This is a genomic window from Aequorivita lipolytica (assembly GCF_007997135.1).
Classification (GTDB): Bacteria; Bacteroidota; Bacteroidia; order Flavobacteriales; family Flavobacteriaceae; genus Aequorivita; species Aequorivita lipolytica.
On sequence record NZ_VORU01000001.1, the window covers coordinates 427,081 to 439,167 of the forward strand.

General features: G+C 38.1%; 11 protein-coding genes and 1 riboswitch. Of the genes, 8 read left to right on the forward strand and 3 right to left on the reverse strand.

Going from position 1 to position 12,087, the window contains the following annotated elements; genetic code table 11:
- Positions 1-234: 234 nt before the first annotated feature.
- Together ESV24_RS01760 and ESV24_RS01765 are read right to left on the reverse strand one after the other, a co-directional pair.
- Entirely contained in the window at positions 235-1,008 is a 774-nt protein-coding gene (locus tag ESV24_RS01760; protein ID WP_111813825.1) for a YsnF/AvaK domain-containing protein, read from the reverse strand.
- Positions 1,009-1,059: 51 nt separating this feature from the next.
- Positions 1,060-1,452 (reverse strand): YsnF/AvaK domain-containing protein, encoded by a 393-nt coding sequence (locus ESV24_RS01765; RefSeq protein WP_111813827.1) that lies wholly within the window; start codon positions 1,450-1,452, stop codon positions 1,060-1,062.
- A 741-nt stretch (positions 1,453-2,193) separates the two neighbouring features.
- On the opposite strand from ESV24_RS01765, the gene ESV24_RS01770 reads away from it, so the two are divergent.
- From ESV24_RS01770 to ESV24_RS01805, 8 genes are all read left to right on the forward strand, one after another.
- On the forward strand, positions 2,194-2,616 hold the full coding sequence (locus ESV24_RS01770; protein ID WP_111813831.1) for an OsmC family protein: 423 nt from the start codon (positions 2,194-2,196) through the stop codon (positions 2,614-2,616).
- 89 nt (positions 2,617-2,705) lie between these two features.
- Positions 2,706-2,813, forward strand: a riboswitch (SAM riboswitch).
- Positions 2,814-3,056: 243 nt separating this feature from the next.
- The gene (locus ESV24_RS01775; protein WP_111814125.1) at positions 3,057-4,070 is read left to right on the forward strand and encodes a homocysteine S-methyltransferase family protein; all 1,014 of its coding nucleotides are present in this window, start codon (positions 3,057-3,059) and stop codon (positions 4,068-4,070) included.
- The gene (locus ESV24_RS01780) at positions 4,067-5,008 is read left to right on the forward strand and encodes a threonine ammonia-lyase (RefSeq protein ID WP_111813833.1); all 942 of its coding nucleotides are present in this window, start codon (positions 4,067-4,069) and stop codon (positions 5,006-5,008) included. The genes ESV24_RS01775 and ESV24_RS01780 overlap by 4 nt, the downstream gene beginning before the upstream one ends.
- Positions 5,009-5,049: 41 nt before the next feature.
- On the forward strand, positions 5,050-5,403 hold the full coding sequence (locus ESV24_RS01785; RefSeq protein ID WP_111814126.1) for a four helix bundle protein: 354 nt from the start codon (positions 5,050-5,052) through the stop codon (positions 5,401-5,403).
- Positions 5,403-8,222, forward strand: a complete 2,820-nt coding sequence (metH, locus tag ESV24_RS01790; RefSeq protein ID WP_111814128.1) for a methionine synthase — start codon at positions 5,403-5,405, stop codon at positions 8,220-8,222. Before ESV24_RS01785 ends, metH begins: the two co-directional genes overlap by 1 nt.
- On the forward strand, positions 8,223-9,179 hold the full coding sequence (gene metF, locus ESV24_RS01795) for a methylenetetrahydrofolate reductase [NAD(P)H] (RefSeq protein WP_111813835.1): 957 nt from the start codon (positions 8,223-8,225) through the stop codon (positions 9,177-9,179). It begins immediately after the preceding gene.
- A gap of 71 nt (positions 9,180-9,250) precedes the next feature.
- Positions 9,251-10,360 (forward strand): acyloxyacyl hydrolase, encoded by a 1,110-nt coding sequence (locus ESV24_RS01800; protein ID WP_111813837.1) that lies wholly within the window; start codon positions 9,251-9,253, stop codon positions 10,358-10,360.
- 33 nt (positions 10,361-10,393) lie between these two features.
- Entirely contained in the window at positions 10,394-11,143 is a 750-nt protein-coding gene (locus ESV24_RS01805) for a head GIN domain-containing protein (protein ID WP_111813839.1), read from the forward strand.
- On the opposite strand, the gene gldA is transcribed toward ESV24_RS01805, so the two are convergent.
- Positions 11,130-12,029 carry a gliding motility-associated ABC transporter ATP-binding subunit GldA gene (gene gldA / locus ESV24_RS01810; RefSeq protein ID WP_111813841.1) on the reverse strand — a complete coding sequence of 300 codons (900 nt, stop codon included), beginning with the start codon at positions 12,027-12,029 and terminating at the stop codon, positions 11,130-11,132. The two genes, ESV24_RS01805 and gldA, sit on opposite strands and share 14 nt — an antisense overlap.
- Positions 12,030-12,087 lie beyond the last annotated feature (58 nt).

Consider the following 12,087-nt stretch of genomic DNA (forward strand, 5'->3'; position numbering starts at 1 on the left):
TTTTCCGCGGGGCTCCTTGTAGGTCTAAATACATAAATCATGAAAGTTTCACTGAACAGAATAAACAACAACTATCTTCTAGAGAATGCCTTTGCCACAATGGCATTATAGGATATGTCGCTTATGGCAGCATCCCACACTATTAAATGTCATCATTTACCCTGAAATCATTATCAATAAAAAAGACCGCACGAATTTGTGCGGTCTTTCAATTTAATTCAAGTAATGGGATAATTAGAATGTACTCTTTTCAGTTTTTTTCTTTTTATCTACATTCTTGTCGATATCAACTTTTGTTTCACGGACAGTGTCTTTTATAGTCTTATCTTTTTGTTTTACATCTTTGTTGAGAGAAATTTCCTCAACAACACGTGTTGATTTTCCAACTACAGCTTTTTCAGCAGTTTCAGTCATTGCTATCGTTTTATCTTGAAAAGCTTTATCGCCCGAAACTTTTTTATCCATTGGTTTTCTAGTCACATAAACTCTTTCTTTACGTAAACGGATATCTTCTTTTACAGGTTTTTCTATAATACGGCTTTTAATGCTGACACCGCCCGTTTTTTCTTCCCGCTTTCCTACGGATATATCTTCTTTCATCACTTTTATGCTCTCAGAAGAGTCATCGGTGTTAGCTTTGTAAGCTTTGTTTTCCCGAAGAGATTTATCGTATTCGTCAACGTCCACTGCACCGCAATTGTCCATAATTCTTGTGGCTTTTTCAGCCTCTTTTCTATCTTTTGCATAAACTGATAGTATATTGGTGCGGGCACCCACTCTGCTATGACGATCCCTGATTTCATCATTATCATCACCAAACAACCAATCCCAAAATCCAGAAGTTTCTTTCTCTTCTTCATAGTGGTAATCGTTGTCTTTATAATCTCCTTTTGTTTTAAAGTGAGATACATCTATCTGCGAATCGTTAAATCCGTCGTTGCACAGTTTTTTCGAAGCTGTAATGGCCTCATTTTTCTCATTGAACATTCCTACTATTGTGTAATTCATAACTATTTTTATTTAATTATTATTAATGGCTCAAACTTTTTGAGCTCTTGTTTAGTCTTCTTTATTTATTATTATTTTTTCTTTTCTAAGGGTTGTTTTTATAATCTTATTAGTTACTGTGCGTACCTTAATGATGTGTATTTCTTCTATTAGCATCAACTTTTTGGTTATAACAGCTACTTCCTTTACCACAGGTATAATTGTTATATTTCCTTTTTCACGAATTTTTGGGGTCTTTTTTACTTCTTTATTAAAGTCTATGTGTTTTATAATAAAGTTTTCAGTAGCTAAGGGGATTTTCTCCGAAAAGTTTTCGGTATCCACTTTTTTATGAATGTTTACTTTACCGGTTTCTACATCCTTTTTAGTGATATTTAATTCCTCTTCATGAACCTTGATGGTTTTATTATTTATTATCGCTTTCTTCTTGTTCTCTTGTGTCATGTTTTATTTTGTATATTAACTGAATACATTGAATCTTAAACAGAATTTTCCTAAATAAAAACAATCCTTTTTCGAATGAATTCTTGCAGTTAGAACCTCAAATGATACAGCTAAATTTCCTCTTCCAACTCATAAGACAGTTTCTCAACATTTGTCTACCTTCAAATAAGTGTTGGAAAACGTTTCAAATTCTTCTGTTTTGAATGTTCCTCAAATCATTAAATTTTTTTTAATTTTGGCAGCCATTTGTTAGATACAGTGGCTACAAAAAGTTGGTTGAAATTACTTTGTGCTTATGATCCAGTAATGATCAATGGTAGGAGAACTAAATCTGATTGGAGTATAAAAGAGATAATTTCTTTGATCAATATTATTTACATAAATATAATTGTTTTGATGGATAAAAAAAAGGAGATCTATAGCTTAACTATATAATTATGAATAGTTTAACTCTGAAGCCATTAATATCATAACAAACTCCCATTTTATCATAGAGTAATTATCATATATTTATAATTAATAGAGATTGACATGAGTGCTTGTGTACATTTTTTACGGTTAATTCCTTATGGGTTCGAGAAGTATATTTTGCGAATTAGCGATAAAGATTGAAAAAAGACGTAAGACCATCCCGAAGTCTTGGGACTATAAGAGGTAAGACAAAAATGAGTTCAAATTTTTTAGTCTTAAGTCCTACGTCCTATGCCATTTCTAATTAAATGATAACAAAAATTTAAAACAATGAAAGTTTCACTGAACAGAGTAAACAGCAACTACCTTTTTGAAGCAAAAGGCGCTTCCGGCGTTCTTGTTTTAATCGATAACAAAACCGATGAACCCTCAAAAGGCGCAAGCCCGATGGAACTTTTGTTGATGGGCGTTGGCGGCTGCAGTGCGATAGATGTGGTTTCAATTTTACAAAAACAAAGACAGGAAATCACTTCCTATAAAATGGAAGTGGTGGGCAAGCGAAAGGAAGTCCGCGATGCAAAACCTTTCGAGGCAATCCACGTAACGCTTTATTTGGAAGGCAAAATCGATGAGGCAAAAGCCATCCGCGCGGCGCAACTTAGTTTTGAAAAATACTGTTCGGTTTCCATCACGCTGGAGGCTTCGGTGAAAATTACTTACAGCATCATTTTAAACGGAGAGAAATTAAATTAGTTTGGCCACAGTTTCCCCTTTGGGGGTTAGGGGGCTTGTGTATTAATTTTTTATACTGTTACTTTGTACTAGTTCATATTCATATTGAAAAGTTATCAAGAAAGGCCGAGGGAATAGACCCTTTGACGCCTTAGCAACCTCCCGAACTTTCGGGGAAGGTGCTACATTCTATTCGTCTTTGGCGATATAGATAACAACAAACAGGTTTTTCCTTCACCTTTTCTTGATATAAATTTTTTTGAATTCCCATATTTTTTTAGGGAATGTCAAATTGTATACTATAATTCCGCTCCCTCCCTTTGAAGGGAGGGCTGGGGTGGGATGTTTTTAGTCGACTATGGATTTTCCTGCAAGGTGTTCCCCGCTTTTTCAGCGTGGCTCCTTGTAGGTATAAAAGAAAATAATAAAAGAAAAGACACCGGTTTTCACGGGCACTAATGATGAATAAAATACAACAAGCATTACAAAACCGAATATTGATCCTCGACGGCGCTATGGGCACAATGCTTCAGCGCTATAAATTTTCCGAGGAAGATTTCCGTGGCGAACGGTTTAAGGATTTTCATAAATCGGTTAAAGGAAATAATGATTTGCTTTCAATCACCCAACCGAAGGCAATCGCTGAAATCCATTCAAAATATTTTGCGGCAGGAGCAGATATTGTGGAAACAAACACATTTTCCAGCACCACAATCGCAATGGCAGATTATGATATGCAGGATTTGGTTTACGAATTAAATTACGAATCCGCCAAAATCGCAAAAAAAGTTGCGGAGGAATTCACTGCAAAAGAACCCAACAAACCCCGTTTTGTAGCTGGAGCCATCGGTCCGACCAACAAAACGGCAAGTATGAGTCCAGATGTGAACGACCCCGGTTTTCGCGCCATTTCATTTGAACAATTACGCGTTGCATACAGGCAACAAGCTGAAGCTTTGATAGACGGCGGCGTGGATTTACTTTTGGTAGAAACCATTTTCGATACGCTGAATGCCAAAGCGGCACTTTTTGCAATTGATGAAATAAAAGAAGAACGAAACCTGGACATTCCAATAATGATAAGCGGAACAATAACCGATGCTTCCGGACGAACACTTTCTGGTCAAACTGCTGAAGCATTTTTGATTTCAATTTCGCATATTCCACTTTTGAGTGTAGGTTTTAATTGTGCTTTGGGCGCCAAACAACTCACGCCCCATTTGGAAGTGATTGCAAACCGCACCAATCTTGCCGTGAGCGCCTATCCAAACGCCGGTTTGCCAAACGCCTTTGGCGAATATGATGAAAGTCCGTCGCAAATGGCTGAGCAAGTAAAGGAATATTTGGACAAACAATTGGTAAACATTATTGGTGGTTGCTGCGGAACAACTCCGGAACACATTAAAGCCATTGCCGAAATTGCTTCGCAATACTCACCGCGACCTGTTTTTTCATCTGAAAATATTGCTCTATGATTCCCACGAAACAAGAAGTTGAAGAAGCGTGTGAGCGTGTAAAACCGTATGTTCATAACACGCCAGTGCTGAAATCTTCGTATTTAAATGAACTTTCCTGCGCTGAAATTTTCTTCAAATGTGAGAATTTTCAGAAGATGGGAGCTTTCAAAATGCGCGGCGCAACCAATGCAATTTTACAACTTTCCGAAGCACAGAAAAAAGCGGGAGTTGTAACACATTCCTCGGGAAATTTTGCGCAGGCACTTTCTTTGGCGGCAAAAAATCTTGGCGTAAAAGCGTATATCGTTATGCCCGAAAATGCGCCACAAGTAAAGAAGGAAGCAGTTAAAGGCTACGGTGGAATTATAACAGAATCAGAATCAACGCCAATCGCTCGCGAAACCGAAGCCGAAAGAATTCAAAAGGAAACTGGCGCTACGTTTATTCATCCTTCAAACGACAGAAATGTGATTCTTGGAAATGCAACTTCCGCAGCAGAGTTATTGCAATCGTATCCCGATTTGGATTACGTTTTCGCGCCCGTTGGCGGTGGCGGATTGATTGCAGGCACTTCACTTTCTGTAAAATATTTCGGAAATAATTGTAAAACAATTGGTGGCGAACCTTTTGAAGTTGACGATGCTTTCCGAAGCCTAAAAACTGGAAAAATAGAATTCAACGAAACCACAAATACCATTGCCGACGGACTGAAAACTTTTCTAGGCGATGTCAATTTTCCAATCATACAGGAATTGGTTTCAGAAATAATAAGGGTTGAAGAAACTGAAATCATTTCAGCAATGAAACTTATTTGGGAACGAATGAAAATAATAATAGAACCGAGTTGCGCTGTACCATTTGCTGCTTTACTTCGCGAAAAAGAACGATTTAAAAATAAAAAAGTTGGAATCATCCTTTCCGGTGGAAATGTGGATTTGAAGAATTTACCGTTTTAGTTGATTGTTGTTGGTTGTTGGTTGATGGAAAAAAAATAAATATGGAATATAGAGATTTGGATGTTTGGAGATTTTCTCGAAAATTGGTCAATTCTGTTTACGAGTTGACGAAAGGTTTTCCGAAAGAAGAATTATATGGATTCACCAATCAAATAAGAAGGTGCGCAGTTTCCATTCCATCAAATATTGCAGAGGGCTGCGGAAGAAGAACTTCAAAAGACACAATTCAGTTTTTATATATTTCACGTGGATCTTTATATGAATTAGAAACGCAATTATTTCTGGCATTAGATCAAAACTTTATTAGCGAAGAGCAATTAAATGAAATCGTTTCTCAAATTGAAAGTTGCAAGAAATTGTTGAACGGATTTATAAATTATTACAAAAAATTATAATGAAAGTCCATCAACCATCAACTATCAACCAACAACCAAAATACCTGAAATTATCAGGCTTAGAACCGCTTATCGTTACCCCCGAAAGCAATTTCATAAACGTGGGTGAGCGTACCAATGTGGCAGGTTCAAAGAAATTTCTTCGACTTATAAAAGACCGAAACTTTGAAGAAGCACTTTCCGTAGCGCGCGAACAAGTTGAAAACGGCGCACAGATCATCGATATCAATATGGACGATGGTTTGATTGACGGGAAAGAGGCGATGGTGAAATTCCTAAATCTTGTGATTGCCGAACCCGATATTTCGAGAGTCCCAATAATGATCGATAGTTCTAAATGGGAAATTATTGAGGCCGGTTTGCAGGTTGTTCAAGGGAAATGTGTAGTAAATTCTATCAGCTTAAAAGAAGGCGAAGCAGAATTTATCCATCACGCAAAACTCATAAAACGCTACGGAGCCGCAGTAATCGTAATGGCTTTTGATGAAACAGGCCAAGCCGATAATTACGACCGAAGAATAGAAATCGCAAGTCGATCTTATGATATTTTGGTGAATCAAGTAAAATTCGCGCCGGAGGATATTATTTTCGATTTAAACATTTTCCCTGTCGCCACGGGAATGGACGAGCATAAAAAAAACGCAATCGATTTTATAGAAGCTACGCGCTGGGTTCGGGAAAATCTACCATACGTGAGTGTGAGTGGCGGTGTGAGTAATGTTTCGTTCAGTTTTCGTGGAAACGATCCCGTTAGGGAAGCAATGCATTCGGTGTTTTTGTACCACGCCATTCAGGCAGGTATGAACATTGGGATTGTAAATCCGGCGATGCTGGAAGTTTACGATGATATTCCAAAGGATCTTTTGGATCGAGTGGAAGATGTGATGTTCGACCGTCGTGAAGATGCCACGGAGCGATTATTGGATTTTGCCGAAACCGTAATAGGAACCGCCAAAGAAAGTAAAATTGATTTGTCTTGGCGAGAAGAACCCTTGCAAAAACGCATAACGAGAGCTTTGGTGAAGGGAATTGACGAATTTATTCTTGAAGATATTGAGGAAGCAAGGCAAGCGGCAGATAAACCGATTGAAGTAATCGAAGGGAATTTAATGACTGGAATGAATGTAGTTGGTGACCTTTTCGGAAGCGGAAAAATGTTTTTGCCGCAAGTAGTGAAATCGGCACGGGTTATGAAAAAGGCGGTGGGGTATTTACTTCCATATATAGAGGAAGAAAAGAAAGTTCAGGCAGCGAAGTCCCCCAAACCCCCAAAGGGGGCTTTAAAAAATTCCGAAACATCGGTTCCCCCTTCTGGGGCTAGGGGGAAAATCCTGATGGCAACCGTAAAAGGCGACGTTCACGACATTGGTAAAAATATTGTTGGCGTTGTTTTGGCGTGCAATAATTATGAAATAATTGACTTGGGAGTAATGGTTCCGCCGGAAAAGATAATAGCAACCGCAAAAGAAGAAAACGTGGATGCCATTGGTTTGAGCGGGCTGATTACACCTTCGTTGGACGAAATGGTTTTTTTGGCGAAGGAAATGCAACGGCAAAATTTCAAAGTTCCATTGCTCATTGGCGGTGCCACAACAAGCAAAGCACATACGGCAGTAAAAATAGATACAGAATACGAATGCGCGGTTGTTCATATAAATGACGCTTCGCGGGCGGTGACTGTTGTTGGCGATTTGCTTAAAAGAGAAACTTCGGCTTCCTATAAAGATAATTTGAAAACGGAATACAACACTTTTCGACAAGATTTTTTGAAACGTCAAAAAGTAAAAATCTATTTGCCAATTTCCGAAGCGCGAAAAAATAAATATCAAATTGATTGGAATACGTCTGAAATAACAAAGCCGAAACAATTGGGCGTTCAAGCTTTAAAGGATTTTGATTTAAGTCTTTTGGAAGAATTTATAGATTGGACTCCGTTTTTCAGAAGTTGGGAACTACACGGAAAATATCCAAACATTTTGACAGATAAAGTTGTAGGCGAGCAAGCTTCGGAATTATTTGAGGACGCAAAAAAAATGCTTCAAAAAATAATTTCAGAAAAACTATTGGAGGCAAGAGCGGTTTTTGGAATTTTTGAGGCGAATACGGTGAATGATGATGATATCGAATTAGTCCCCCTAGCCCCCAAAGGGGGAACTGCCCACTCACACGAATTTGTCCCCCCTTTGGGGGCTAGGGGGACGGGGGCTGGGGGGACTTTCCGAACCCTGCGCCAACAATCCAAAAAAGCAGCAGGCAAACCCAACATAGCTCTGGCAGATTTTATTGCGCCAAAAGAAAGCGGAACTCAGGACTACATTGGTTGTTTCTGTGTGAGCACCGGTTTTGGAACACAGGAATTGGCTTCAAAATATGAAAAGGAACACGACGATTACAATTCCATAATGGTAAAAGCGTTGGCAGACCGTTTGGCAGAAGCACTTGCGGAATATCTTCACAAAAAAGTGCGGACTCAATATTGGGGCTACGCTTCCGAAGAAAACCTTTCCAACGACGATTTGATTTCAGAAAAATATAAAGGTATTCGTCCAGCACCTGGCTATCCCGCTTGTCCCGACCATTTAGAAAAACTTACCATTTGGGAGCTTCTTAAAGTGAAAGAAAACATAGGCGTTGAACTTACCGAAAGTTTGGCTATGTGGCCAGCGGCTTCGGTTTCGGGATATTATTTTGCTAATCCCGAAGCGCGCTATTTCGGCCTTGGAAAAATCAAGGAAGATCAAATTGAAGATTTCGCAAAGCGGAAAAATATGAACTTAGATGAAGCCACAAAATGGCTGAAAACAAACTTAGCAGATTAGATGAAAGTAACCGAACACATAAAAAACGGCAACGGAAAAACACAGTTTTCGTTCGAAATTTTACCGCCTTTAAAGGGAGAAAATATACATTCCATTTTTGAAAATATAGATCCCTTACTAGAATTTAAACCACCGTACATAAACGTGACATATCATCGCGAGGAATATGTTTTTAAGGAATTGAAGGACGGTTTGATAGAGAAAAAAGTGGTTCGCAAACGTCCTGGAACGGTTGGGATTTGTGCGGCAATTCAAAATAGATATCAGGTTGATGCGGTGCCACATATTCTTTGCGGAGGTTTCACGAAGGAAGAAACCGAGAATTTTTTAATTGATCTTCAGTTTTTGGGGATTGATAATGTTATGGCTTTACGCGGCGATGCGGTGAAAAGTGAAACTTATTTTACTTCTGAAAAGAACGGCCATAAATACGCTTGCGATCTTGTTTCGCAAATAAATGCTTTGAATAAAGGCAAATATTTAGACGATGCTCTTCAGCATACTTTCCCAACAGATTTCTGTGTGGGCGTGGCTGGATATCCCGAAAAACATATGGAAGCTCCAAGCAGCGAGAGCGATATTCATTTCCTTAAAAAGAAAATAAAAAACGGCGCAGAATACATTGTTACCCAAATGTTTTTTGACAATGAAAAGTATTTCAAATTTGTTGAAAAATGTAGGGCAGGGGGCATTACTGTCCCAATTGTTCCTGGATTGAAGCCGATTGCGGTAAAATCACATCTCAACCTAATTCCGCATCGTTTTAAAGTTGATTTGCCAGATTCATTGGTGATGGAAGTGGTTAAAGCGAAAGATAATAAAGCTGTTCGAGAGATTGGCATTGATTGGTGCGTTCAGCAAAGTCAGGAGCTAGTAAAGGCTGGTGTTCCATTTTTGCATTACTATTCAATGGGGAAAAGCAGCAATATTAAAGAGATAGCTTCTCGAGTATTTTAAGGAAAAAAGAAAATATGTGTGAATGCCCATTTTTTAAAGATTAGTTTATCTTTACCGGCGTTGAAAAAAATATGAAGCACTTTCTTTCCCTATTGACAGCCTTAGTTTTAAGTTTCCCACTTTTTTCACAAGAAAAAGAATTGAAGCCTGTTTCTTTGGAAGCAGATTTTTTCTATGGAAGTATTCTAGAACATAATCCAGATATTGAGCATTTAATTACCGGGCACCCTACAGGTTTTATACTTTCGTTCAACAGAAAAACGTATGGTTTTAATGAGTGGGAGCGCCGCTATCACTATCCAGATTGGGGCGTTACGGTTGCCTATCAAGATATGCATAATGAATATTTAGGAAATGCAGTGGGTGTTTATGGTCACATGAATTGGTATTTTCTAAACAGGTATCTTATGTTGCGTGTAGGGCAGGGAATCGCTTATTCCGGAAGTCCGTACGACCAAGAAACCAATTTTAATAACAATGCTTACGGCACACATTTTTTAAGTACTACATTTTTAAAAGGAAATTTTGTTAGAGAAAATATTTGGAAAGGTCTTGGTTTTCACGCCGGGTTTACCATTATCCATTATAGCAATGCAAATCTTAAAGCTCCCAATAACAGTACAAATACCTTCGCCCTAAATGCAGGTGTTAGCTATCAATTGGGTTATAAAGAATTTCCCGAATACATTCACAAAGAAGATTCACTTAGTAAAACACATGCCGAAAGGATAAAATACAACTTCGCATTTAGAACTGGAATTAACGAAAGTGATGCAGTTGGTCTTGGGCAAGAGCCGTTTTATGTTGCTTCTGTTTTTGCGGACAAGCGTTTGAATTACAAAAGCACAGTACAGGCTGGAGTAGATGTTTTCTTTTCAACATTTTTGAAAGAATTAATTAATTATCGCTCCATCGCCTATCCCGAAGGGGGACTTTCTGGCGATGAAGATTACAAGCGTGTTGGTGTTTTTGTTGGGCACGAATGGCGTTTCAATAAAGTGGCATTTGTAAGCCAATTGGGGTATTATGTTTATTGGCCCTATGCCTTTGAAAATCGTGTTTACAATCGTTTGGGATTGAAGCGATATTTTTTCGATGATAAAATATTCGCCTCTGTAACCGTACACGCGCATTGGGCCAAAGCTGAAGCTGTTGAATTCGGAGTAGGCTATAGGTTATAACAATTCTGAAATTTTTCAGAAATACTGATTTAAATGAAAAGAATAATTTACATAGCATTGGTGCTTTTGTTTGCAGGCTGCAGTTCCGAAAAAGGTTGGGATTGTATCCAAACGGCTGGCGATATAGTGAAGAAGGAAGTGACCGTGCAGCCCTTCACTAAGATAATAGCTTGGGAACGTACCAGAATATTTATTCAGCAGGGCGATCAACAAAAAATAGTAATTGAAACCGGTGAAAACCTGATGAGCGATGTGGAAGTTATGGTTACTGACGGCAGGCTCGAAATTCACAATTACAACAGTTGCAATCTGGTTCGTGATTATGAGCTTACGAAAGTATATATAACTTCGCCCAATATTACTGAAATAAGAAGCAGCACAGGCTATGTAGTTGAAAGTATTGGGGTACTTAGATATCCTTCTTTGACCCTTTTATCTGAAGATCAAAAAAATGAAGATGAATTCCACATTGATGGCGATTTCAAACTGAATTTGGAAGTAGAAAACTTAAATATTGTGGCGAATGGTCTTTCTATTTTTTATTTAATGGGAAGTGCTAAAAACGCAAATTTTGGATTTTACGCAGGAGATTGCAGAATATTTTCCGAAAATTTAATTGTTCAGAATTTATACCTTTATCACCGAAGTACTGCTGAAATGGTTGTGAATCCACAACAATCAATTAAAGGGAAAATAGTGAGTTTGGGCAATGTAATCTCCAAAAACAGACCACCCGTTGTTGAGGTTGAAGAGCTGTATCGCGGCAAACTTATTTTTGAATAGTCAATTCAGAAAACAATTTTTCCAACGTCGTATTTTTTTGATGCAATTGAAGAATTTTTAATCCATTATCGTGCGCATAATCAAAGACTTTTCCGCGCATGTCCTGTTCAGTTTCAAAGTAAAGTTGATACACAAAACCGATTGAGTTTTCAACTTTTTGAATTTTTGGCAGCTTTTGCAATGCTACTTCTTCTACGCGGTAATCAAATTCTACTTCAATAATTTGCTGTTTGTTATTTTTTAAATCTTTCAGTTTTTTATCGAGTACAATTTCACCTTTGTTTATAATGATTACGCGGTCGCAAATAGCTTCTACTTCCTGCATAATGTGGGTGGAAAGCAAAACAGTTTTTTCTTTTCCCACGTTTTTAATCAATTGGCGAATTTCAATCAACTGATTGGGGTCTAAACCAGTTGTGGGTTCATCCAAAATCAAAACCTCGGGATTGTGCAAGAGTGCATTTGCAAGCCCAACACGTTGCCGATAACCTTTTGAAAGTTGCCCAATTTTTTTGTTGGCTTCAGGCATTAAGCCTGTCTTTTCAATGACCGATTCTACTTCACTTTTTGGAATATCATAAATTCCAGCATTAAAGAGAAGGTATTCGCGAACGTACATATCAAGATAAAGCGGATTGTGCTCAGGAAGATAGCCGATGCTCTTTTTCACCGAAATATCATCCTTAGATACTTCAAAACCATTTACAACTGCAATACCTTCCGAAGCGGGAAGATAAGTGGTTAAAATCTTCATCATTGTAGATTTTCCGGCACCGTTTGGGCCTAAAAACCCTACTATTTCTCCTTTTTCAATAGTGAAGGAAACACAGTTCAGCGCTTTTTGTTCGCCGTATGTTTTGGTGATATTTTCTACTTTTATTGACATATTTACAGAAGTTGAACAAAGTTAAGCAAATAAAAAAATGAAAAAAGCCTTTTTCGTT

What these genes read in the sequence shown, in the direction of transcription:
- ESV24_RS01765 (WP_111813827.1), bottom strand. Translation starts at nt 1,452, where the DNA reads ATGACACAAGAGAACAAGAAGAAAGCGATAATAAATAATAAAACCATC.
- ESV24_RS01805 (WP_111813839.1), top strand. Translation starts at nt 10,394, where the DNA reads ATGAAAAGAATAATTTACATAGCATTGGTGCTTTTGTTTGCAGGCTGC.
- ESV24_RS01775 (WP_111814125.1), top strand. Translation starts at nt 3,057, where the DNA reads ATGAATAAAATACAACAAGCATTACAAAACCGAATATTGATCCTCGAC.
- metH (WP_111814128.1), top strand. Translation starts at nt 5,403, where the DNA reads ATGAAAGTCCATCAACCATCAACTATCAACCAACAACCAAAATACCTG.
- ESV24_RS01780 (WP_111813833.1), top strand. Translation starts at nt 4,067, where the DNA reads ATGATTCCCACGAAACAAGAAGTTGAAGAAGCGTGTGAGCGTGTAAAA.
- metF (WP_111813835.1), top strand. Translation starts at nt 8,223, where the DNA reads ATGAAAGTAACCGAACACATAAAAAACGGCAACGGAAAAACACAGTTT.
- ESV24_RS01760 (WP_111813825.1), bottom strand. Translation starts at nt 1,008, where the DNA reads ATGAATTACACAATAGTAGGAATGTTCAATGAGAAAAATGAGGCCATT.
- gldA (WP_111813841.1), bottom strand. Translation starts at nt 12,029, where the DNA reads ATGTCAATAAAAGTAGAAAATATCACCAAAACATACGGCGAACAAAAA.
- ESV24_RS01785 (WP_111814126.1), top strand. Translation starts at nt 5,050, where the DNA reads ATGGAATATAGAGATTTGGATGTTTGGAGATTTTCTCGAAAATTGGTC.
- ESV24_RS01770 (WP_111813831.1), top strand. Translation starts at nt 2,194, where the DNA reads ATGAAAGTTTCACTGAACAGAGTAAACAGCAACTACCTTTTTGAAGCA.
- ESV24_RS01800 (WP_111813837.1), top strand. Translation starts at nt 9,251, where the DNA reads ATGAAGCACTTTCTTTCCCTATTGACAGCCTTAGTTTTAAGTTTCCCA.